The sequence below is a fragment of the Iamia sp. SCSIO 61187 genome (genome assembly GCF_019443745.1).
Classification (GTDB): domain Bacteria; phylum Actinomycetota; class Acidimicrobiia; order Acidimicrobiales; family Iamiaceae; genus Iamia.
In genome coordinates, this window is record NZ_CP050948.1 from 1,525,909 (window position 1) to 1,547,931 (window position 22,023).

Genomic DNA, 22,023 nt, shown 5'->3' on the forward strand with positions numbered 1-22,023 from the left:
TTCCCGGCGCCGCCCGTACCGCGGGACACCCGATCGGGTGATCGGCCGTCTGCGCCGCCCGCCCCGGGCGAGTGGGCGACGATGACGGCCCCCCTCGCGCCCGTGGTCGCCGCCCGCCCGGGGGCGGCGGGCCACGCCGACGTGGTGGTGGTCGGAGCGCCCCGGAGCGGGACCTCGCTGGTCGCCCAGCTGGTGGCCGCCAGCGGCGTCGACTTCGGGGACCACCTCCTCCCGCCCGACCCCGGCAACCCGCGGGGGTTCCTGGAGGACACCCGCGTGTCGGACCTCGACGACGAGCTCCTCGCCCCCCACGTGGTCGGCCGGGGCCTCCTGCCCGTGCCCGAGGCCCGCCTGGCATGGGTCGGCGCCCCCGACCCCGGCGTGCGCATCACGGCCGCCGCCGGCCAGCGCCAGCGCATGGCCGCCCTCCTCGCCGGGGCCGGCCCCCGGGGCATCAAGGACCCCCGGCTGGTGTGGACCTTCGCCGCCTGGCGGCCCGTCCTGCGCCCCGGCACCCGGTGCGTCGCCATCGTCCGCCACCCGGCCGAGGTCGCGGTCAGCCTGCGGACGATGTGGGAGCGGGACCGGTCCTACTACGGCGCCCTCGAGGTCACCGTCGAGCGCGGCCTCGCCCTCTGGACGGCGGCCAACCGCCGGCTGGCCGCCTTGGTCGAGGGCGGAGGGTGGCTGGTGCTCGACCACGCCGCCCTGCTGGCGGGGGAGGGGGTCGACGCCCTCACCCGGTTCACCGGGCGGCCCGTCCCCGCCGGCGGGGTCGACCCCGCCCTGCACCGCAGCGCCCGCCGGGTGCCGGTGCCGGCCGCGGCCGAGCGGCTGTACGCCGACCTGAGCGCCCGGGCCCGGAGCGACGCCACCCGGTGGGCCGGCCGTGGGCGCTGACACCGGGCTGGCCGTCCTCACCCTCGTCCGGGACCGCAACGAGATGCTGGGGCGGCTCCTCGACGGCCTCGACGCCGGCGACCGCCGGCCCGCCGAGGTCGTCGTGGCCCGCTGCGGGGGCGCCGACCCGCGCCCGGTCGTCGGCGACCGCCCGTACCCCGTCCGGGTGCTCGAGGTCGACAGCCCCGACGACCGCATCCCCTACGCCCCGGCCCGCAACCGCGGCGCGGCGGCGGCCCGGGCCCCGGCCATCGCCTTCCTCGACGCCGACTGCATCCCGGCGGCGGGCTACGTCGCCGCCCTCGCCGACGCCCTCGCCGCCGGCGACGCCCTGGCCACCGGCGAGGTGCTGTACCTCCCGCCCGGCACGCCCCCCGGGGCCGACGAGGCCGAGCTCCGCCGTCTCGGGCGGCCCCACCCCCACCGCGAGCGCCCACCCGCCGAGGGTGTGGCCCTCGGGGGCCGCCACGAGCTGGTGTGGGGCCTGCACATGGCGCTGCGCCGCTCCACCTTCCACGCCCTCGGCGGCTTCGACGAGGGCTACCGGGGCTACGCCGGCGAGGACACCGACCTCGCCGTCACCGCCCGGGCCGCCGGGGTGCCCGTGGCCCTCGTCGCCGGGGCCGAGGTCTTCCACCAGCACCACGACTCGTGGGAGCCGCCCCTCCAGCAGGCGGCGGCGACGGTGGCCAACGCCCAGCACTTCCGGGACCGCTGGGGCTGGTGGCCCATGGACGGGTGGCTGGCCGACATGGCCGCCCTCGGGGTCATCCGGTGGAGCCCCACGGCCGAGGTGGCCGAGGTGCTGCGGCCCCCGACGGCGGCCGAGCTGGCCGCCGCCCACCGCTCGGAGGCCCTCCCGTTCCGCACCGACCCCGGCGGTGCGGGGTGACCGGGCGTCAGGGCCCGTCGCTACCATCGCGCCATGGCGGTCGTGACCCGGAACAACGTGGTGGCGTCGGGTGTGGCCGACGGCCAGCCGATGGTCTTCGCCCACGGCTTCGGCTGCGACCAGCACATGTGGCGCCACGTCGTCCCCGCCTTCGAGGACCGCTTCCGCACGGTGGTCTTCGACCACGTGGGCTTCGGCCGGTCGGACCTCGACGCCTTCGACCCGGAGCGCCACGGCTCCCTCCAGGGCTACGCCGACGACCTCCTCGAGGTGTGCGCCGAGCTGGGCCTCGAGCGGGTGATCCTCGTCGGGCACTCGGTCAGCGCCATGATCGCCCTGCGGGCCGCCATCACCGCCCCCGAGGTCTTCGACCGGTTGGTGCTGGTGTGCCCGTCGCCCCGCTACATCGACGACGACGGCTACGTCGGCGGGTTCAGCGAGGCCGACATCGACGACCTGCTGGCCGCCCTCGACGACAACTACCTGGGCTGGTCGAGCGCCATGGCACCGGTGATCATGGGGACGCCGGACCGGCCCGAGCTGGGTGAGGAGCTCACCAACTCGTTCTGCCGGACCGACCCCGCCATCGCCCGGGCCTTCGCCCGGGTGACGTTCCTGTCGGACTCCCGCCCCGACCTGCCCCGGGTCACCGTGCCCACCCTGGTGCTCCAGAGCCGGGAGGACGTGATCGCCCGCCCGGTCGTCGGTGCCTACGTGCACGAGAACATCCCGGACAGCGAGATGGTCGTCCTCGACGCCGTCGGCCACTGCCCCAACCTCAGCGCCCCGGACGAGACCGTCGCCGCCATCGAGGCCTTCGTGGCCGCCCCGCGCTGAGGTGGCCGACCCCGACCCCGAGCGGGCCGCCCCGCTCCCGGCCGAGGACCCCGACGCCCTCTACCACGACGCCCCCTGCGGCTACCTGACGACGTGGATGGACGGCACCATCGCCCGCGTCAACCGGCGCCTCCTCGGGTGGATCGGCGCCACCGAGGCCGACCTTGTGGGGCGGCGCCGCTTCCCCGACCTGCTGCGGGTGGGCGGGAAGATCTTCTACGAGACGCACTACGCCCCGCTCCTGGCCATGCAGGGAGCGGTCGCCGACGTGGCCCTCGACCTGCGGGTCGCCGGCGGCGGGTCCCACCCCGTGGTGGCGACGTCCCACGTCGTGGCGGCCGCCGGGGGCGTCCCGGCCCACGTCCGCACCACGCTGGTCGACGCCACCGGGCGCCACGACTACGAGCGTGAGCTGCTGGCCGCCCGGCGGGCGGCGGAGGCGTCCGAGGCCCGGGTCCGGGAGACGTCGCACGTGCTCCAGCAGAGCCTGCTGCAGGGCGGCATCGAGGGCGGCGACGGGTTCAGCGTGGAGACGCTCTACCGCCCCGCGGTCGAGAGCCTGGAGGTCGGGGGCGACTGGTACGACGCCTTCCCGCTCCCGGAGCGGGGGACGGTCTCGGCGTCGGTCGGCGACGTGGTGGGCCGCGGCCTCTCCGCCGCCGCCGCCATGGGCCAGCTCCGCAGCGCCTTCCGGGCGCTGGCCGGCGTCGGGGCCGGGCCCAGCCGGGCCCTCGACCAGCTCGACGCCTTCGTCGATCGCGTCCCCGACGCCTGGATGGCGACGGTGGCGGCCGTCGAGCTCGAACCGGCCACCGGCCACCTGCGGTACGCCTGCGCCGGGCACCTCCCGCCCCTGCTCGTGGCCCCGGACGGGACCGCCACCTACCTGTGGGAGGGGCGGTCTCCGCCGCTGGCCGCCTTCCCGCTGGCTGCGCCCCGCCCCGAGGGGGCGGCGGAGGTGGACCCGGGTGGGCGGGTCCTGGTCTTCACCGACGGTCTGGTGGAGCGCCAAGAGCGCGACATCGACGTCGGCCTCGAGGTGCTGGCGGCGGCGGCCACCCGGCTCCACGACCGCCCACCGGCGGAGATGGTCGACCTCCTGGTGGCCGAGCTCCTGGAGGACGAGAAGACGCGCGACGACGTCTGCCTGCTGTGCCTCAGCCGGACCTGACCTCGGCGTCGCCGGCGTCGAGGAGGGCCCACACCGTCTTGCCGTCGGTCGCCGAGGGGCGGACGCCCCAGCTGGCGGCGAGGGCGTCGACGATGCGCAGGCCGTGGCCCCGGGTGCGCTGCTCGTAGGGGTCGACCGGGGCGGGCACGCCGGGCCCGTGGTCGCTCACCGCCACCTCGACGCGGCCGGGGCCGACGAGCCGGGCCTCGACCGCCGACGCCTCGCCGGAGTGGCGGATGGCGTTGGTGATGAGCTCGGAGACGACGACCGCCAGCTCCTCGTGCTCGCTGAAGCCCCAGCTGCGGGCGGCGTCGACCAGCCGGTTGCGGGCCTCGCCCAGGTGGGCCAGGTCGACGGGGACGTCGATCCGCACCGAGGCACCACCGTCGTCGACCACCGCGCCCAACTGCCCCCCACCCGGGGTCCCAACCCCTGCCATCGGCGTACGATGGGCCACCGAGCACCCGGCGACGAGGAGGATCAGTGGTCGAGGACGGCGGTGACTCCCCGGTCGAGACGAGCGCCCGTGACGACGGCCTTGCGGTGGAGGCGGGCGACGACGGCACCCTGCACCTGGTGGGCGGGCTCGACGCCGTGACCGAGGACGTGCTCCTCGACGAGGGCCGGGCGGCCGTGGCCGCCGGAGCCACCACCCTCGTGCTCGACTGCGCTGGCCTGCGGTTCTGCGACTCGGCCGGCCTGCGCGCCCTGGTGCTGCTCGGCCGGGAGGTCGGCAGCCCGCTCGTCCTGCGGAACGCCTCCTCGATGCTGACCCGGCTCCTCGAGGTGACCGGCCTGTCGCCCGCCTTCGTCGTCGAGTGACCGGCCTGGTCGGGTCCGACCCGGCCGGTGCTGATCAGTCGAGGTCGCCGGACCAGAGGGCCTCGAGCTCCGACGCCACCCGGCGGGGGCTGACCGCCACCTTGGTGCCGAGGGCCTGGGCGAAGAGGCTGACCCGCAGCTCCTCGAGCATCCAGCCGGCGGCCACCACCCGGGCCGTCACCTGCGTCGCGGTGAGGGCGCCCAGCAGCTGCTGGTACGAGCGCTCCAGGGCCACCACCTCGACGACGTGGGACGCGTCCCGGCCCGGTGCCTCGGGCAGCTTGGCCAGGCGGGCGCCGATGCCCTGGACGTAGCGGACCACGTCGGGCAGCCGGGCCGTCCCGGCGGTGGCGACGAAGCCGGGGCGCACGAGGCGGGCCAGGTGCGCCCGGGCGTCGTCCACCGAGGCGGTGAGCGTGGGGGCGGTCAGGCGGTCGAGCGCCGGCACCACCTCGGCCGCCGCCTCGAGGACCCGGCCGGCGTCCCGCAGCGTCCGGGACGCGGTGGTGCGGAGGTCGGCCCGGGCGCCGGCGACGACGGTCGCGAACCCGGCCTCGGTCCACGTCGCCCCGCCGTGGTCGGCCACCGTCGCCGTGGCCGACGCGGTGATGACGTCGCGGAGCAGGGCGCCGACGGTGATGTCGGGGAGGACGACGAGGGCCCGGCGGACGGCGTCGGGGATCTCCCGCTCCAGGCCCCGCACACCGACGGGCACGGCCAGCAGGACCAGCCGGCGGATGCCCGCGGCCATGGCCCGCTCGGCGGCGTCGGGCCGGGACAGCACGCGGACGGCGACGGCGTCGCCCTCGTCGACCAGGGCCGGGTAGCCCTCGACCACGTTGTCGGCGGCGACGTCGGGGGAGGCGTCGGCGCGGACGACGCGGGGCAGGTCACCGCCGGGCCAGGCCGTCAGCCCGGAGCGCTCCAGGCCCGGGTGCGCCAGCGCGACCGCGGCGGCGACGGCCCGCCGGACCCGGGACGCCACCAGGCGCCGGACGGCGTCGAGGTCCTTGCCGAACGCCAGCGTGGTCCCCCCGTCGTCCACCGCGAAGGTGAGGCGCAGGTGGGGTGGGACCTGGCGCACGTCGAGGTCGGTCGGGGCGACCCGGACCCCGGTGAGCTCGCGCAACACGTCGGCCAGGGCCTCGACCATCGGCCGCGCCTCGAACCGCAGCCGGTCGGCCGCCTCCTCGGCGGTGGCGGCAAGCGGGGGCAGGTCCCGGCGCACGGCCTTGGGCAGGGTGGCGACGAGGGCCCGGGCCAGGTCCTTGCGGTAGCCGGGGATCTGCCAGTCGAAGTCCCACGGCTCGACCCGGTCGAGCACGGCGAGGGGGATGTGGACGGTGGCGCCGTCGAGGTCGTCGTCGGGGTCGAAGCGGTAGGTGATCGGCAGGGCCAGGTCGCCCTGGTGCCACACGTCCGGGTGGGCGGCCACGTCCACGTCGGGGTCGTCGCCGACCAGGTCGGCGAGGGTGAGGGTGAGCAGGTCGGGGTCGTCGCGCCGGGCGGCCTTCCACCAGCTGTCGAAGTGGCGGCCCGACACCACCTCGTCGCCGACCCGCCCGTCGTAGAACCGCAGGAGCGTCTCGTCGTGGTCGAACAGGTCGGCCCGTCGCAGCCGGTCGCCCAGGGCCCGGGCCTCGTCGAGGAAGGCCTCGTTGGCGTCGACGAAGCGGTGGCGCGTCTCCCACTCCCGCCGGACCAGGGCGTGGTCGATGAACAGCTCGCGGGCGTGCTCGCGGTCGACGCGGTCGTAGCCGATGGTGCGACCGGGGACGATGGGCAGCCCGTAGAGCATCACCCGCTCGGTGGCCACCGCCCGGCCGCTGCGCTCGTCCCAGCGGACGTCGTCGTGGGACCGCTTGGCGAGAGGCCCGGCGAGGTCCTCGGCCCACTCGGGACGGATCCCGGCCACGCCCCGCGCCCACAGCCGGTTGGTCTCGACCAGCTCGGCCGCCATGACCCACGCCGGTGGCTTCCGGGCCAGCGCCGAGTCGGCGGCGATCTGGAAGCGCGCCCCCCGGGCGCCGCGGAACTCGCGCGTCTCGCGGTCGCGCATCCCGATCTGCGACAGCAGCCCGGCGAGGACGGCCCGGTGCACCTGGTCGGGCGTGGCCTCCTCGCGCCCGGGGACGATGCCCAGGGGGGCGGCGGCCCGCTCCAGCTGGCGGTGGAGGTCGCGCCACTCCCGGACCCGCAGGTGGTTGAGGAACTCGGCCTTGCACTCGCGCCGGAAGCGGTTGGACGTCAGCACCCGGCGACGCTCCTCGAGGTGGTCCCACAGGGCGACGAGGGCCAGGAGGTCCGACCCGGGCACGGCGAAGCGGCGGTGCATCTCGTCGGCCTCGCCCCGCTTCTCGAGCGGCCGCTCCCGAGGGTCCTGGATCGACAGGGCGGCGGCGATGACGAGGACCTCGCGCACGCACCCCTGGCGCTCGGACTCCAGGATCATGCGGCCCAGGCGGGGGTCGATCGGCAACCGGACCAGGCGTCGGCCGATGGGTGTGAGGCGGCGGGCGTTCGCCGGCGCCCCCGGCTGCACGGCCGGCGAGGCGCCAGCCGAGTGGCCCGGGTGGAACGCCCCGAGCTCCTCAAGGAGGGCGACGCCGTCGCGGACCGAGCGGGCCTCGGGCGGATCCAGGAAGGGGAAGGCGGCGACGTCGCCCAGACCCAGGTTGGCCATCTGGAGGATGACCGAGGCCAGGTTGGTCCGCAGGATCTCGGGATCGGTGAACTCCGGCCGGGCCGCGTAGTCCTCCTCGGAGTAGAGGCGGATGCAGATCCCGGGGGCGACGCGCCCGCAGCGCCCGGCCCGCTGGTTCGCCGAGGCCTGGCTGACCTCCTCGATGGGGAGGCGCTGGACCTTGAGGCGGTGGCTGTAGCGGGAGATGCGGGCGGTGCCGGCGTCGACGACGTAGCGCACGCCCGGGACCGTCAGCGAGGTCTCGGCCACGTTGGTGGCCAGCACCACCCGGCGGCCCCGGTGGGGGGTGAAGACCCGGTGCTGCTCGGCCGCGGACAGGCGGGCGTAGAGGGGGAGGATCTCGGTGTCGGGCCGGCCCACCGCCTCCAGGGCGTCGGCGGTGTCGCGGATCTCCCGCTCGCCGCTGAGGAACACGAGGATGTCGCCCGGCCCCTCGCGGGCCAGCTCGTCGACGGCGTCGACGACGGCCTCGGTCTGGTCGCGGTCGTCGTCGATGACGTCGTCGCCCTCCTCGGCCGCCACCAGCTCGCCGTAGGGCCGGTACCGGACCTCGACCGGGTAGGTCCGGCCCGACACCTCGATGATCGGGGCGCCGCCGAAGTGCGCCGCGAACCGGGCGGTGTCGATCGTCGCCGAGGTGATGATCAGCTTGAGGTCCGGGCGCTGCGGGAGCAGCTGGTGGAGGTAGCCGAGCAGGAAGTCGACGTTGAGGCTGCGCTCGTGGGCCTCGTCGACGATCAGGGTGTCGTACCGGCTGAGCAGCCGGTCCCGCTGGACCTCGGCCAGCAGGATGCCGTCGGTCATCACCTTCACGTGGGTGTCGTCGCCCACCCGGTCGGTGAAGCGGACCGTGTAGCCGACGGCCTGGCCCAGCTCGGTGCCCAGCTCCTCGGCCACCCGCTCGGCCACGGCCCGGGCCGCCACCCGGCGGGGCTGGGTGTGGCCGATCAGGCCCGACGCGCCCCGCCCCAGCTCCAGGCACAGCTTGGGCAGCTGGGTGCTCTTCCCCGAGCCGGTCTCGCCGGCCACAACGACCACCTGGTGGTCGGCGATGGCGGCCAGCAGCTCGTCGCGCCGCTCGGTGATGGGGAGCTCGGGCGGGTAGGTCGGGACCGGGAGGCTCTCGCGCCGGCGGGCCAGGCGGGCCTCGGCCGCCGCCACCTCGGCGGCCAGGTCCTCGGGCCGGGCCGGTGCCGGCCTCGGGCCCCGTCGCCGGCGACGGCCCCGCCCGCCCCGGGGGGCGCGACCGTCGAGCAGGTCGGTGAGCCGGGCCCGGTCGTGGAACCCGAGGCCGGCGATGCGGTCCCGCAGGTCCGCCTCGCTCGGTCCGGCGGCGGACGGCACGGTCGGCGGCGGGGGGTCGGTCACGGGAGCGTCGGCAGGGGAGGGGTCGCCGGGGGCGTCACCGGTCGGCCCGCCATCGTACGGCCGGCCCGCCGTCGCCCCCCACGGCGTTCATCGGACACGGATGGTGCCAGGCACCATCCGTGCGAGGGACACGGATGGTGCCAGGCACCATCCGTGCGAGGGCGGGGGTGCGGATCCGATCACGACCCCCGGGACGTGGCCGCCGCACCGTTCTGTCACCGCTGCCGGACACCGATGTCGCCTGGCGCGAACAGAACGGCGGTCTGCCCGGGACAGTCGCCGCGGTGGGAGGGTGGGGGTGTGGCGCTCGCACCGGTGGAGACGGACCGAACCGCCCTGGTCGCCGTCGACGGGGCCCGGCTGTGGGCGGTGCTGGAGGACGTCGCCGCCTACCCGGGGTTCTGGCCGTGGCTGCGGTCGTTCGACGGGGCCGAGCTCCGCCCTGGTGCCGTCTGGCGGGGCGTGATCGTGGTGGCCGGACCGCTGCGGCTGTCCATCGACGTCCACCTCGATGCCATCGCGACCGGTCAGTGCGTGGCCGCCCGCATCGCCGGGGACCTCTCGGGATGGGCCCGCATCGACGTGGCCCCGCACGCCGACGGCGCCACCCTCCGCCTCACCGCCGCCCTCCACCCCGAGCGACGGGACCTCCGGGCCCTCACCCGATGGGCCCGTCCCGTCGCCCAGGCCAGCCACGACCGGGTGATCTCCCGGGCCGTCGCCCAGCTCGCCGACCACGTGGCCGCCCCGCCGGTCTGACCCCGGCCCGGCGCCGGGCCGGGCTCGGCAGTCGCCGCGGGATCGCCGTCCGGGTGGCTAGCCCAGGCGGTCGAGGATGGTGCGGGTGACGGTCTCGACCTGGGGGTCGCCGTCGGCCAGGGCGGCGGCCCACTCGGTGCAGCCGACGGTGACGACGGTGCCGCCCCGGGTGTAGGTGCCGAGGACGGCCGACCCGTAGGCCAGGCGCTCGGTGGTCGCGGCGTCGTGGGAGCCGAGGACCCGCCAGGCGTGGAACTCGGCCTCGGAGAGCTCGTCGTCGGGGACCGGGCGCACCGCGGTCCGCCGGTCGAAGGGGGCGGCCGGCGCCACGGCCACGATCTCGAAGTCGGCCGGCGTGCCGTCCTCCCCGGTTGGCACGGGCCGCCCGTCGGGGCCGATGGCCATGGCGCAGCCGTCGCACTCGTAGCCGACGGCGGTGCCGGCCGCGCCGAGGAGGTCGCCGTACTCGAGCTCGGTGCCCGCCAGCAGCCAGTGCTCGGGCCGCACGACGGTGTAGGCGCCCGCACCCATCGGGGACCGCCTGCCGATCCGGTGGTAGCCGCCCCGGGCGAAGCTCACCCCGGTCATGTGGTTCTCGGGCCGACCGATCAGGGTGTCGGGCCAGATGGAGGTGAGGAGGTGCTCCCGGTCGGTGCCGAGCACCGGGTCCTCCTCGAAGCGCTGCTTGTAGGCGGCCATGGTGTCGCCGTCCTCGCCCTCCAGCCGCACCTGCCACCACGACGTGTTGCCCGACAGGAAGGCCACGTTGCCGCCGCCCTCGACGAAGGCCTCGACCGTGTCCCGCATGGGCCACGACCAGTACTCGTCGTGGCCCACGCTGAGCAGCAGGCGGTGGCCGTCGAGGGCGTCGGGCCGCTCCAGGTCGGCGTTGGTGCAGACGTCGACGTCGTAGCCGGCCTCCTCGGCCCAGGCCAGGAACGGGGCCTCGTAGTTCGGCCACCCCGAGGAGCCGGCCCACTGGGTCAGGGCGTTCTCGAGCAGGTACGTGACGTGGGTGTGCATGCCGACATCGGGCGGGTCCAGCACGGGGACCCGGCGCCCGGCCCCGCCCGGCTTGTGGAGCAGGCCGCGGGCCAGCGGCCGCCGGAACGAGGCGGTGACGTTGCCGGTGTAGGTGTTGCCGCCCCCGACGTCGTTGTAGGCGTTCCACGTGTTGGTGCTGAGGGCGACGAGGATCGGCGCCCGGGTCGCCGGGTCGTCGGCCGGGCGGACCACGAAGAAGGCCCGGTTGTGGGGCGACCCGACCACCCCGACCGGCTGCACCACCACGTCGTAGAACCCGGACCGCCAGGCCGGGTCGACCGGGATGGTGGCGGCCACCGGCCAGTCGCACCCCACCAGGTCGGCCTCGGGCGGCAGGAGGTGGTCGCCGGCGGCCACCTCGCCCGACCAGACGACGTCCCGGGTCGCCCCGACCCGGGCCACCTCGACGTGCACCTGCGGCACCGGCGACGACACGTGCAGCCCGACCTCGCCGGCGGCGCCCGCTCCCACCGACAGCGGCCAGCAGTACGCCATCACCCCCACCGCCCCCTCGGCCTCGACCTCCAGATCCGCAGCTGCCTCAGTCACCCCAGGAGACTCGCACGTCGTCGCGGTCGCGCAGGGTGGCGACGAGCCGGGCCTCGGTCTCGACCTCGGCCCGGCGGGCCTTCGGGATCGACGTGAACGGGGTGATGGTGACGTCGAGGCGGGTGGCGGTGGCCCTGGTGCGCCAGGCGCCGACGACCTCGCCGTCGACGAGCACGCCGCCGGGGTGGCCGAGCATGGGCCAGAGGACCTTGTGGTGGGCCTTGTCGGGGACGGTGAGCGTGCGGTCGCGGGCCAGCAGCCACGGGTCGCCGCGGGGGAGGAGGCGGGTGACCCGGGGCGCCGGGGCCTCGGCCAGGGCGTCCAGCACGGCCGGGAGGGTCACCGCCTTGCGCCCGTCGACGGTGACCTCCTCCAGGTCGTCGGGCCAGGCGTCGGCCAGGGCCTTCTGGGTGGTCCCGAGGTAGGTGGCGACGTCGCCCCTCGGCGTCGGTCCGTTGAGCGTCAGGTAGGCGGTGATCAGGTCCTCGGTGCCCGCCCGCCCCTCGGGGAGGCCCGGCCAGCCGGGGATGGGGGCGAGGGTGGCGGTGCCACCGGGCACGAGCCGGGCCCCGCCGGGCAGGGCGGCGACCCGCATCAGCTGGTCCGACAGGTGGTGTGCCTGGCAGCCCCGGCACCACGAGACGGCCACGTCGGGCACCCGCTCGGTGAGGGCGGCGCTGGCCTCGCCCTTGGGCATCTCGTCGGTGACGACCTCCCCGTAGGCGGCGGCGGTGAGGCGCACGACCTCCAGCGAGTCGACGCCGCTCTTGCGGAAGGAGGTGCCGGTGCCGGCCAGCCGGGCGGCGGCGTCGTCGGCGTCGATCGGCCAGAGGGCGGCGGCGAGCGCCCGCAGGTCGCCGCGGCGGTGGACGTGGGGCGCGCCCCGGACGCCCCACACCGACGTCCACCGCCGCCCGTCGGAGGTGTCGACGCCGCCGGCACCCCCCGCACCGTCGCCGGCGGCTCCGTCGGGCAGCCGGGCGGCGAGCGACTGGGCCGCCGAGCCCGCCGGTGTGTCCTGGACGCCGAGGTCGACGATGGCCAGGGCGGTGGCCGTGGTGGGGCCCGCCCGGTCGAGCTGGTGGGCCGCGACCCGGTGGGCGAGGACCCGGTCCCGGCCGACGTCGGGGACGGCACCGCCCGTCCGGCTCACGTGAGCGACCACTCCCACTCCTTGGTGCCGTGGCCGAGCTGGTAGGAGCCCGACCCGGTCAGACCGGCGAAGGCGCCGGTGCCCGACCCCTCCACCACCGTGTGGGTCGACCGGACGCCGTCGGCGTCGAAGTCGTCCACGTGGTGCAGCACGAAGGTGCCCTCGGCCCCGTCCCGGGTGCCGGTGACGATCTCGAACCCCTGCGAGGTCCCGGTGCCGTCGGCCCGGTAGTAGAGCGCGAAGTGGGCTTCGGAGGTGGCCTCGAGGTCGCCGGTGTAGGCGAAGACGACCTTGGCGTGGGCCAGGCGGGGGACCGGGGCGTCGTCGCCCCAGCCGGGCTCCTCGTCCCACGAGGTGAAGGTGGAGGTGGCGGTCAGAGGGGTCATCGTCGTCATGTCGGGGACCGTAGGAGCCGATGCGGACAGCTTCGGTCCGCATCAGCGACGAAGATGGTCCCCGTGGCCGACACCTCGGCGCGCCTCCTGCGCCTGCTCTCGCTCCTCCAGGCCCGGCCCACCTGGACTGCGCCCGAGCTGGCCGAGCGGCTCGAGGTCACGCCCCGCACGGTACGCCGCGACGTCGCCCGCCTGCGCGACCTGGGCTACCCCGTCGACGCCGAGGTCGGCCCGCACGGCGGCTACCAGCTGGGCCGGGGCGGCCGCCTGCCGCCGCTGCTCCTCGACGACGACGAGGCCGTCGCCGTGGCCCTGGGCCTGCGGGCGGCGGCCGACGGCAGCGTGAGCGGCCTCGACGAGGCGACCGTCTCGGCCCTGGCCAAGCTCGAGCAGGTCCTCCCGGCGCCGCTGGTCGAACGGGTGCGGTCGATCCAGAGCGTGACCACCGAGCTCCACGGCCGCCCGCCCGACCGGGTCGACGCCGGGCTGCTGGTCGAGCTGGCCCGGGTGTGCCGCCAGTCCGAGCGCATCCGCCTGGGCTACGTCGACCGGGAGGGCCGCGAGACCGAGCGCCGGGTCGACCCGTACCGCCTCGTGCGCATGGGGCCGCGGTGGTACCTCGTGGCCCGCGACGTCGACCGGGACGCCTGGCGCACGCTGCGCGTCGACCGCATCGGCGAGGTCCGCACGACCCGCCACCCCGTCGATCGTCGACCCGCCGGACCCGGTCGCCCTGGTGCAGCGGGCCAACGCGGTGGCGCCCTACGCCGTGCAGGCGACGGTGCGGCTGGCGGTCCCGCTGGCCCACGCCCAGACGCTCATCACCCGCACCACGGGAGTCCACCGGCCCGACGGGCCCGACGCCACGATCGTCGAGCTCGGTGGCAGCAGCCTCCCGCACATGGCCGCCTGGCTGGCCGGGCTCGGCGTGCCGGTCGAGGTCCTCGAACCGCCCGCGCTCGGGGCCGCCCTGCGCGCCCACGCCGAGACCCTCCTGGCCGCCAACCGACGCTAGGGCCCGGGCCCGTCGCGTCGGGCGTCGGCCAGGACGGCGAGCAGGGGGCCGGGGACCCGGTCCAGGGGCAGGGCGTCGACCAGGGCCCGGGCGGCGACGACCTTGCGGCCGCTGCGGGTGCCGAGGAAGCGGTGGAGCTGGGCGGCGAGCGGCCGCTCCCGCTGGGCGGGCTGGCGCTGGAAGCGGCGGAAGCCCGCCGCGTCGCCCATGGCGTCGAGGACGCCCACGGCGCCGTCGGGGCCGACGGCCCGGAGCAGCTCGCCCTCCAGGTCCGGGTGGCAGACGTGGAACGTGGCGTCGTCGACGCCGGCGCCGGCCAGCCGTCCGCCGACGTACCAGGCCTCGGCCTCGTCGCACAGCCCGGCCAGCCGGAGGTCCCGTCCCGCCGGGCCGAAGAGGGCGAGGAACCGACCGATCCCGGAGAACCCCTCCATGGGCGCGACGGCGATGCCCTCGGCGTCGAGGTCGCGGCCCTGCCGGACGGCGAGGGCGGCGAGGGCGGCGTGGTCGCTGGCCCCCTCGACGAACACCACCGCCCGCAGGTCGTCCCGCTCGGCCAGCACCTGCGCCGCCCCCACGACCCGCCGTCCCTCGTCCACCACCCCAGCCTGGCGCCGCTGGTGCCGCGACGCCGACGCGTTGCCGGAGGACGACCTCCAGGTCCGGCGGGCCTGGCGGCAGCCCGCGACCGACGGGTCTACGAGCGAAGCTCGATCGCGTACTCGGGGCAGTTGTCCACGGCGAGCTGGGCCTTGTCGTGGAGCTCGGGGGGCACGTCCCCGGTCACCAGGAGGATGGCGTAGCCCTCGTCGTCGACGTCGAAGAGCTCGGGGGCCAGGAGGTAGCAGCGGTTGTGGCCCTGGCAGGCCTCGCGGTCGTAGGCGATCCTCATGCGCCCACCCCGGCCGGCTCGGCCGTGCGGAGCAGGCGGAGGGGCAGCTCCCGCGGCCCCCGGACCTGGCCGGTCGACCAGCGCACGGTCGTGTCGGGGGCCAGCTCGAAGTCCGGCACCCGGGCCATCCACTCCTCGAGGGCGACCCGCAGCTCCATGCGGGCCAGGTTGGACCCGAGGCAGCGGTGGATGCCCAGCCCGAAGGCGGAGTGGCGGTTCTTCTCCCGGTCGAGGACGACCTCGTCGGCCCGGTCGAAGAACTCGGGGTCGCGGTTGGCGGCGGGGAACGGCAGCAGCACCCAGTCGTCCTTGGCCAGGTGCTGGCCGCCGATCTCGACGTCCTCGGCGACGATGCGCGCCATGGTCACCGGGGCGTAGGCCCGCAGCATCTCCTCGACGGCGAAGGGCATGACATCGGGGTCCTCGACCAGGCGCTGGCGGTGCTCGGGGTGCTGGGCCAGGTGCCAGATGCTGGCGCCGATGGCCGACCAGGTGGTGTCGATGCCGGCGATGAGGAGGAGGGCGACGGTGCCGACCACGTGGTCGTCGGAGAGGGGCTTCCCGTCGAGCTCGAGGCCCAGCAGGTAGCCGATGAGGTCGTCCCTGGGCTCGCGCCGGTGATCCTCGATGACCTTGTCGAGGTAGAAGATCATCGTGTCCTCGGTGTCGGTCGGGCCGTTCTGGCCCGGCTTCTCGAGGATCCGGTGGATGAAGAGGCGGAAGCGGTCGCCGTCCTCGGGCGGGACGCCGAGCATGTGGGCGATGACGCCGACGGGGATGTGCTGGCTGTACGCGGTGGCGGCGTCGACGACGTCGCCCACGCCGGCCTCGCCGAGCATGGCGTCGATCAGGCCCCGGCACAGGGCCCGGGTCGTCTCCTCCAGCGGACGGATGGCCTTGGGGGAGAAGGCGGGGAGGAGCAGGCGGCGGGCCACCTCGTGGAACGGCGGGTCCGACGTGATCGGCGGGGCGAACCCGACCGGGGCGGGGATGTGCGGCTTGAAGTCCGACACGATCACGCTGTTCGACGTGAAGTGGGTGGTGTCGTGGGCGATGGCCGACACGTCGTCGTGCCGGGTCGGGAGCCACGCCCCGCCGAAGCGGTCGGTGTGGGCGACCGGGCAGCGCTGGCGCAGGTCGTCCCAGATCTCGGGCGCGGCGGCGGCGTAGTCGTCGTGGGTGTGGTCGAAGTCGGTGGCCCAGTCGGCCGGGCTGGGCCTCGGCGCCGGCCGAGCCCCGTTGTCGTCGCTCACGCGGCAGTCCCCTGTTCGGTGTGTGCTGGAGGTCACGGTAGCGGCTGACCTGACCCGCGGGTCAGGCGGAGGGGGGCGGTCGTCGACTGGTCCGGGTGGGCCACCTCCGGGGGTCCGGACGGGCCGGAGGGGTCGAGAGGCACGGAGGGGACCCGACGGGCGTCGAGACCGCCGCCACCGATGCCGGCGAGGGCCGTTTCCCCCGGCCGCCGAGCGGGCACGAGGGGCAGCGGTGAAGGTGTCCCGGGCTGCGGAGACGTCCGGCCCCATCGGGGTCGTGATCGACGTCGACCGCTCGCGCCTGGCCCAGGGGGTGGTCGTGGTGGCCCTGTCGGGCGACGTCGACGTGTTCTCCGTGCCCCGCCTCCGCTCCGTCCTCACCGAGCACATCGGCACGGTCGACGTCGTGCTCGACCTGGCCGGGGTGGCCTTCTGCGACTCCAGCGCCCTGCGGGTGTTCGTCGACGCCCAGCGGCGGGCCGCCGCCGGGGGGCGCACCCTGGAGATCGCCCACCCCAGCGCCCCGGTGCGGAACCTGTTCGACGTGAGCGGGCTCCGGGGCGTGCTCCGGGTGACCACCGATCCCTGAGCCGCCCCATCTGTCGGTGGGTGGGCGCGGGGGTGGCGGCTAGGGTCACCGACTCCTGGCGTCGTGGCCGAGTGGCTTAGGCAATGGACTGCAAATCCATCAACCCGGGTTCGATTCCCGGCGGCGCCTCCAACGATCCCACCGGCGGGCGGGCCCTCAGCGGCCCCCGCCGAACGGGCCGGTCCGGCCGTCCCAGTCGGGGGGCGGGGCCGTCGGCGGCGGGACGGCCACGGTGGCGTCGGTGTGGAGGAGCTCGCCGCCCGGGGCGATGACGCCGTGCGCCAGGGCCCGGGTGATCTCGTCCCGGCGCTCGGTCGCGGTCCGCCAACCGACCTCCTTCCAGCGCAGGTGGGTGCCGTCGGCGGCGAAGGCGTCGATCACCCACGGTCTCCGGAACAGCACCTTGGCGACCAGGCCGAGCAGGAGGGCGACGAGGCCCAGCACGACCTCCACGGCGATGACCAGGACGGGCAGCACGAAGATGGCGAGCAGCACGATCACCACGAAGGCCACCAGGGCGAAGAGGATCTCACCCAGGTCCGGGACGCACCCGACGCCGTCGGCCAGGTCGAGGTTGCTGCCCGAGCGGCGGAACCGACGACCGACCCGGCGGCCGAAGGTCTCCCGGCCCAGCCGGGTCACCCACCGGCGGTGCACCTCCCACGGGGCGGCGCCGGCGACGGTCCAACCGGGGGGCAGGCTCGGCATCGGCGCAGCGTAGGAGCCGGGAACCAGCGGGGGGATCGGTCCGTCGGACCCGTGTCGCCCACCCCCGGAGGCCCGGACCATGCGCACCGACCCCGCCCACCACCGACCCCACCACCCGGGTCGCCGTCGCCGCCTGGCCCAGGCCGTCGGGGCCGTCGCCGCCGCCGGCGTGGCCACCGCCCTGGCCGCCGGCCCGGCCGTCGCCTGCGGCGGGCTCGTCGGCGAGAACGGCACCATCGAGCTGGTCCGCACGACGACGCTGGCGGCGTACCACGACGGCGTGGAGCGCTACGTCACCTCCTTCGAGTTCACCGGCGAGGGCGAGGAGGTCGGCAGCATCATCCCCCTGCCCGACGTCCCCAGCGAGGTGGTGCGGGGCGGCGACTGGACGCTCCAGCGGCTCCAGCAGGAGGTGGCCCCGCCGCCCGACGAGGACCTGGCCTTCTCCAGCGGGGCGGGCGGGGATGCCGAGGAGGGCGCCCAGGTGATCCTCGAGGCCGAGATCGACGCCCTCGACATCACCGTCCTCGAGGGCGGCGGCGACGAGGTCGGGGAGTGGGCCGTCGAGAACGGGTTCCTGCTCACCCCCGACGCCCCCGAGGTCCTCGACTTCTACGCCGAGCGCAGCGAGATCTTCATGGCCGCCCGCTTCGACGCCTCCCGGGCCGCCGAGCTGGGCCAGCAGGCCGGCGACGGCACCCCGATCATGCTGACGATCCCCACCGACGACCCGTGGGTCCCGCTGCGGATCCTGGGCCTCGGCCTCGACGAGGACCAGGAGGTCGCGGCCGACGTCTTCCTCCTCACCGACGACCGGCCCCAGCTGCTGGCCGGCGGCGAGGGGCTGGAGCTGGCGCGGAGCGAGGAGGCGGGGCCCGACCTCCTCGACGACCTGCGCTCGGACGTGGGCATGGAGTGGGTGCCCCAGGAGATGTGGTTCACCCACCTGCCGCTCGAGGCCGACGCCGGCGAGCTCGACTACGACCTGGCCGTGTCGACCGACGACGACGCGGCTCCGGAGGTCGCCGACGCCGGCATCCCCGCCCGCGAGGCGGTGCCCGTCGAGGGCGACGACGGCGGCATCGCCTGGTGGCCGGTGGCCGTCGGGGCGGCGGCCGCCGCCGCCGTGCTCGGGGGCGGGCTGCTGGTGCGGCTCATGGCCACCCCGGCCGGGCCGGCCGTCCGCCAGCGGGAGTCGGCGTGAGGGGCGTCGGCCGGCCGGCGAGGCGCCAGCCGAGTGGCCTGATGGGAACCGCCGCCGCCGCCCTGCTCGTCGGCGGGGCGGTGACCGGCGGCGCCTACGCCGTGGACGCCGCCGAGGAGCCCACCGGTCCCATCCGGGGCCCGGGCACCACGACGGTGACCATCACCATCGAGGACAGCCGCTTCCACCCCGACCGCATCCGCGTCTACGAGGGCACGCAGGTCCGCTTCGTGGTCCGCAACACCGACCCCATCGGCCACGAGCTGGTCGTCGGCCCCGAGTCGGTCCACCTGCGCCACGAGCGGGGGACCGAGGAGGCCCACCCGCCCGTGCCCGGCGAGGTCTCGCTCGGCCCCGGGCAGACCGGCGCCACCGTGTTCGCCTTCGACGCGGCCGAGCCCACCCGCATCGTCTGCCACCTCCCCCGCCACGAAGACTTCGGGATGGTCGGCCTCGTAGACGTCGTCGAGACGTGATCCCGTCGCGACCCCGTCCGCCGACGCCGCCGCTCAGGGCGGCGGGTGGGGTCGGCGGACGTGGCATGACCGGCCTCGTCGAGGTCGTCGACGTCTGAGCTCGAGCTCGGTGGCATCCGTCGGACGGACATCCGACATCTGCCACCGAGTTCGGGGAGGGGGTGGCGTGGGTAGCGTGCCGCGCGTGCCGGATGCGCTGGAGGACAGGGTCGCCGCCACCGCCCGCCGCATCGCCGCCCTGGGCGACGACGGCGGCAGCGCCGTCTACCGCATGTCGTGGTGGAGCGAGCGGCTCCTCGACTGGGCCATGGACCACCCCGAGTTCAAGGCCCAGCTCTTCCGGTTCGTCGACGTGTTCCCCGCTCTCGACGGCGACGACGACGTGGCCCGCCACCTAGGGGAGTACATGTCGGGCGTCGGCGTGCCCAAGGCCCTCGACCTCGGCGTCGACGTCGCCGACCACGTGCCCTTCGGCAAGCGGGTCGAGGCCCGGGTCGCCCGCCGGAACATCACCCGGATGGCCGAGCAGTTCATCCTCGGCGAGACCGCGGCCGAGGCCGTCGAGGGGGCGAGCCGGCTGTGGGCCTCGGGCATCGCCACGACCGTCGACCTGCTGGGCGAGAAGACGATCGTCGCCGCCGAGGCCGACCGCTACGCCGCCCGGGTCATCGAGGTCCTCGACGCCCTGGCCGACGCCGCCCCGGGCTGGACCGACCAGCCGCTGCTCGAGGCCGACGACCTCGGCCCCCGCCCGCGGGTCAACGTCAGCGTCAAGCCCACCGCCCTCGCCGTGCACTACGAGCCGCTCACCCGGGCCCACGGCCTGGCCTCGGCGCGCGAGCGGCTCCGCCGGATCTGCCTGCGGGCGGGGGAGCGGGGCGCCACCGTCCACGTCGACATGGAGCACGCCGACGTCAAGGACCTCACCCTCGGGCTGTTCCGCGACCTGGCCACCGACCCCGAGCTGTTCCACGTCGACCTCGGCGTCGTGATCCAGGCCTACCTGCGCGACAGCCGCGACGACCTGGCCGAGGTCATCGCCGTGTCGTCCCTGCGCCAGCGCCCGGTCACCGTCCGGCTGGTGAAGGGCGCCTACTGGGACACCGAGACGATCCAGGCCCGGGCCGCGGGCTGGCCCGTCCCCGTGTTCGAGGACAAGGACGAGACCGACGCCAGCTACGAGCGCTGCGTCCGCCTCCTCCACGACCACCACGGTGCGGTGCGGGCCGCCTTCGCCAGCCACAACCTCCGGTCGCTGGCCTACGCGGTCGAGTACGCCCGGGAGTCGGGCATCCCCGACGAGGGCTACGAGATCCAGATGCTCCACGGGATGGCCGAGCCCATCCACCACGCCATCCGGCGCATGGGGTTGCGGCTGCGGGTGTACGCCCCCGTGGGCGAGCTGGTGCCGGGCATGGCCTACCTCGTGCGCCGCCTGCTGGAGAACACGAGCAACGAGTCCTTCGTCCGCCACCGCTTCGCCGAGGGCGACGACCTCGACAGCCTGATCGCCGCCCCCGACGTGGACACGATCCCGGGCCTGGACACCGTCGACCGGCGCGAGACCGACCCCTCCGATCCCGCCCCCTACGCCCCCGAGCCGCTGCGGGAGTGGCGCCGGCCCGCCCCCCGGGACGCGTTCGCGGCCGAGGTGGCGACGGCGGGCGAGGCCGACGTGCTCACCGTCCCCGCCGTCATCGCCGGAGAGCGGGTGCGCACCACGGCCACCATCGACTCGGTCGACCCCGACCGGCCCGACCGGGTCGTCGCCCGCGCCGCCGCCTGTGGCGCCTCCGAGGCCGACGACGCCGTGGCCGCCGCCGTCGCCGTCCAGGAGCGGTGGCGCTCCACCCCCGCCCCCGACCGGGCCGCCGTCCTGTTCCGGGCGGCGGCGTGGATGCGGGCCCGGCGCGACGCCCTCGCCGCCCGCCAGGTCCACGAGGTCGGCAAGCCGTGGGACCAGGCCGACGCCGACGTGTGCGAGGCCGTCGACTTCTGCGAGTACTACGCCCGCGAGATGCTGCGGCTCGACGCCGGCGGCCCGGTCCAGTCGCCGCCGGGCGAGGCGAACCGCCTGCGCTACGTGGGCAAGGGCGTCACCGCGGTCATCGCCCCGTGGAACTTCCCCCTCGCCATCCCCTGCGGGATGACCGCCGCCGCCCTGGTGGCCGGCAACCCCGTCGTCCTCAAGCCGGCCGAGCAGTCGCCGGGGGTGGCGTGGTCGCTGGTCGAGGCGTTCGAGGCGGCTGGGCTGCCGGCGGGCGTGCTCGGGTTCCTCCCCGGGCGGGGCGAGGACGTCGGCGCCCGCCTGGTCGAGCACCCCGACGTCGCCGTGATCGCCTTCACCGGGTCGCGCGAGGTGGGGCTGGCCATCAACGCCGCCGCCGCGGCCGTCCGCCCCGGCCAGCACCTGGTCAAGCGGGTGATCGCCGAGATGGGCGGCAAGAACGCCCTCGTCGTCGACGCCGACGTCGACCCCGACCAGGTCGTCCCCATCGCCCTGCGGTCGGCCTTCGCCTACGCCGGGCAGAAGTGCTCCGCCCTGTCCCGGCTGATCGTCCTCGACCGGGCGTGGGAGGCCGTCGTGCCCCGGCTGGTCGAGGCCACCCGCGAGCTGGTCGTCGGCCCCGCCGCCGAGATGGGCACCCAGGTCGGCCCGGTGATCGACGCCGACGCCTGGGAGCGGCTGCGGGGCGTGGTGGCGTCGGCCTCGTCCCACGGGACGGTGGCCCTGGCGCGCCACGACGTCCCCGACCGGGGCTGGTACGTGGGCCCCACCGTCGTCACCGACGTCGACCCGGCCTCGTCGCTGGCCCGGGAGGAGCACTTCGGGCCGGTCCTGTCCGTGCTGCGCGCCGCCGACCTCGACGACGCCCTGCGGCTCGCCAACGACACCCCGTTCGCCCTCACCGCCGGGGTGTGCAGCCGCTCGCCGTCGACGGTCGAGCGGTGCGTGCGGGAGCTGCGGGCCGGCAACGTCTACGTCAACCGGGACATCACCGGCGCCGTCGTGGGCCGGCACCCCTTCGGCGGCTACGGCCTGTCGGGCGTCGGCTCCAAGGCCGGCGGCCCGGACTACCTGCACCAGCTCCTCGACCCCCGGGCCACCAGCGAGAACACCGTCCGCCAGGGCTTCGCCCCCGAGCCCTGACCCCCCGCAACCTTGTCCGGAACCCTGCCGAGGAGGGGGACTTCCGGACAAGGTTCGCCGGGGCCGCCGCAGCTTTGTCCGGAACCCTGCCGAGGAGGGGGACTTCCGGACAAGGTTCGCCGGGGCCGCCGCAGCTTTGTC

At 75.9% G+C, this 22,023-nt stretch carries 19 protein-coding genes, 1 tRNA gene and 1 pseudogene; 12 read left to right on the top strand and 9 right to left on the bottom strand.

Annotation, left to right across the window (positions count from 1 at the left end):
- The first annotated feature begins 81 nt into the window (after nt 1–81).
- Genes HC251_RS07445 through HC251_RS07460 form a run of 4 tightly spaced genes read left to right on the top strand, consistent with a single transcriptional unit; the run spans nt 82 to nt 3,800 of the window.
- Nucleotides 82–900: a sulfotransferase gene (locus HC251_RS07445; protein ID WP_219944669.1), complete on the top strand. Its 819-nt coding sequence runs from the start codon at nt 82–84 to the stop codon at nt 898–900.
- Nucleotides 890–1,792 carry a glycosyltransferase family 2 protein gene (locus HC251_RS07450; protein WP_219944670.1) on the top strand — a complete coding sequence of 301 codons (903 nt, stop codon included), beginning with the start codon at nt 890–892 and terminating at the stop codon, nt 1,790–1,792. Before HC251_RS07445 ends, HC251_RS07450 begins: the two co-directional genes overlap by 11 nt.
- A gap of 33 nt (nt 1,793–1,825) precedes the next feature.
- On the top strand, nt 1,826–2,629 hold the full coding sequence (locus HC251_RS07455; protein WP_219944671.1) for an alpha/beta fold hydrolase: 804 nt from the start codon (nt 1,826–1,828) through the stop codon (nt 2,627–2,629).
- A gap of 1 nt (nt 2,630) precedes the next feature.
- Nucleotides 2,631–3,800, top strand: coding sequence for a SpoIIE family protein phosphatase (locus HC251_RS07460; RefSeq protein ID WP_219944672.1), 1,170 nt, complete (start codon nt 2,631–2,633; stop codon nt 3,798–3,800).
- On the opposite strand, the gene HC251_RS07465 is transcribed toward HC251_RS07460, so the two are convergent.
- Complete coding sequence (locus HC251_RS07465; RefSeq protein WP_219944673.1) at nt 3,787–4,239, bottom strand: ATP-binding protein; 453 nt, start codon at nt 4,237–4,239, stop codon at nt 3,787–3,789. The two genes, HC251_RS07460 and HC251_RS07465, sit on opposite strands and share 14 nt — an antisense overlap.
- Before the next feature lie 44 nt (nt 4,240–4,283).
- Here HC251_RS07465 and HC251_RS07470 point away from each other — a divergent pair, with 44 nt between their 5' ends.
- On the top strand, nt 4,284–4,622 hold the full coding sequence (locus tag HC251_RS07470) for an STAS domain-containing protein (RefSeq protein ID WP_219944674.1): 339 nt from the start codon (nt 4,284–4,286) through the stop codon (nt 4,620–4,622).
- 34 nt (nt 4,623–4,656) lie between these two features.
- Here HC251_RS07470 and hrpA read toward each other — a convergent pair whose 3' ends face one another.
- Nucleotides 4,657–8,694 carry an ATP-dependent RNA helicase HrpA gene (gene hrpA, locus HC251_RS07475; RefSeq protein WP_255566628.1) on the bottom strand — a complete coding sequence of 1,346 codons (4,038 nt, stop codon included), beginning with the start codon at nt 8,692–8,694 and terminating at the stop codon, nt 4,657–4,659.
- A 300-nt stretch (nt 8,695–8,994) separates the two neighbouring features.
- Here hrpA and HC251_RS07480 point away from each other — a divergent pair, with 300 nt between their 5' ends.
- Nucleotides 8,995–9,453, top strand: a complete 459-nt coding sequence (locus HC251_RS07480) for an SRPBCC family protein (protein ID WP_219944675.1) — start codon at nt 8,995–8,997, stop codon at nt 9,451–9,453.
- A gap of 57 nt (nt 9,454–9,510) precedes the next feature.
- Here HC251_RS07480 and HC251_RS07485 read toward each other — a convergent pair whose 3' ends face one another.
- From HC251_RS07485 to HC251_RS07495, 3 genes are read right to left on the bottom strand one after another with little or no spacing between them, the layout of a single operon-like run.
- Entirely contained in the window at nt 9,511–11,046 is a 1,536-nt protein-coding gene (locus tag HC251_RS07485) for a N,N-dimethylformamidase beta subunit family domain-containing protein (protein WP_219944676.1), read from the bottom strand.
- On the bottom strand, nt 11,039–12,199 hold the full coding sequence (locus HC251_RS07490) for a DNA glycosylase AlkZ-like family protein (protein ID WP_219944677.1): 1,161 nt from the start codon (nt 12,197–12,199) through the stop codon (nt 11,039–11,041). The genes HC251_RS07485 and HC251_RS07490 overlap by 8 nt, the downstream gene beginning before the upstream one ends.
- Nucleotides 12,196–12,594, bottom strand: coding sequence for a DUF3224 domain-containing protein (locus tag HC251_RS07495; protein ID WP_219944678.1), 399 nt, complete (start codon nt 12,592–12,594; stop codon nt 12,196–12,198). The genes HC251_RS07490 and HC251_RS07495 overlap by 4 nt, the downstream gene beginning before the upstream one ends.
- Before the next feature lie 63 nt (nt 12,595–12,657).
- Here HC251_RS07495 and HC251_RS26190 point away from each other — a divergent pair.
- Nucleotides 12,658–13,609 (top strand): annotated as a pseudogene (locus HC251_RS26190) (helix-turn-helix transcriptional regulator).
- Here the strand turns inward: HC251_RS26190 and HC251_RS07510 are convergent.
- From HC251_RS07510 to HC251_RS07520, 3 genes are all read right to left on the bottom strand, one after another.
- Nucleotides 13,606–14,208: a TOPRIM nucleotidyl transferase/hydrolase domain-containing protein gene (locus HC251_RS07510; RefSeq protein ID WP_219944680.1), complete on the bottom strand. Its 603-nt coding sequence runs from the start codon at nt 14,206–14,208 to the stop codon at nt 13,606–13,608. The pseudogene HC251_RS26190 and the gene HC251_RS07510 sit on opposite strands and share 4 nt — an antisense overlap.
- Nucleotides 14,209–14,306: 98 nt before the next feature.
- A complete protein-coding gene (locus tag HC251_RS07515; RefSeq protein WP_219944681.1) occupies nt 14,307–14,501 on the bottom strand; it encodes a ferredoxin in 195 nt (64 codons plus the stop codon).
- Nucleotides 14,498–15,754, bottom strand: coding sequence for a cytochrome P450 (locus tag HC251_RS07520; RefSeq protein WP_255566630.1), 1,257 nt, complete (start codon nt 15,752–15,754; stop codon nt 14,498–14,500). The genes HC251_RS07515 and HC251_RS07520 overlap by 4 nt, the downstream gene beginning before the upstream one ends.
- 277 nt (nt 15,755–16,031) lie before the next feature.
- On the opposite strand from HC251_RS07520, the gene HC251_RS07525 reads away from it, so the two are divergent.
- Both HC251_RS07525 and HC251_RS07530 read left to right on the top strand, forming a co-directional pair.
- Nucleotides 16,032–16,343 carry an STAS domain-containing protein gene (locus HC251_RS07525; protein ID WP_219944683.1) on the top strand — a complete coding sequence of 104 codons (312 nt, stop codon included), beginning with the start codon at nt 16,032–16,034 and terminating at the stop codon, nt 16,341–16,343.
- 57 nt (nt 16,344–16,400) lie between these two features.
- Nucleotides 16,401–16,475 (top strand) — tRNA-Cys (locus HC251_RS07530).
- A 24-nt stretch (nt 16,476–16,499) separates the two neighbouring features.
- On the opposite strand, the gene HC251_RS25950 is transcribed toward HC251_RS07530, so the two are convergent.
- Nucleotides 16,500–17,051: a hypothetical protein gene (locus tag HC251_RS25950; RefSeq protein WP_219944684.1), complete on the bottom strand. Its 552-nt coding sequence runs from the start codon at nt 17,049–17,051 to the stop codon at nt 16,500–16,502.
- Between the two features lie 79 nt (nt 17,052–17,130).
- Between HC251_RS25950 and HC251_RS07540 the strand changes: the two genes are divergently transcribed.
- The 3 genes from HC251_RS07540 (at nt 17,131) to HC251_RS07550 (ending at nt 21,882) form a co-directional block, all read left to right on the top strand.
- On the top strand, nt 17,131–18,255 hold the full coding sequence (locus HC251_RS07540) for a DUF2330 domain-containing protein (RefSeq protein WP_219944685.1): 1,125 nt from the start codon (nt 17,131–17,133) through the stop codon (nt 18,253–18,255).
- 41 nt (nt 18,256–18,296) lie between these two features.
- Nucleotides 18,297–18,731 carry a plastocyanin/azurin family copper-binding protein gene (locus tag HC251_RS07545; protein ID WP_219944686.1) on the top strand — a complete coding sequence of 145 codons (435 nt, stop codon included), beginning with the start codon at nt 18,297–18,299 and terminating at the stop codon, nt 18,729–18,731.
- A gap of 184 nt (nt 18,732–18,915) precedes the next feature.
- Nucleotides 18,916–21,882 (top strand): proline dehydrogenase family protein, encoded by a 2,967-nt coding sequence (locus HC251_RS07550; RefSeq protein WP_219944687.1) that lies wholly within the window; start codon nt 18,916–18,918, stop codon nt 21,880–21,882.
- The last annotated feature ends 141 nt before the right edge of the window (nt 21,883–22,023 follow it).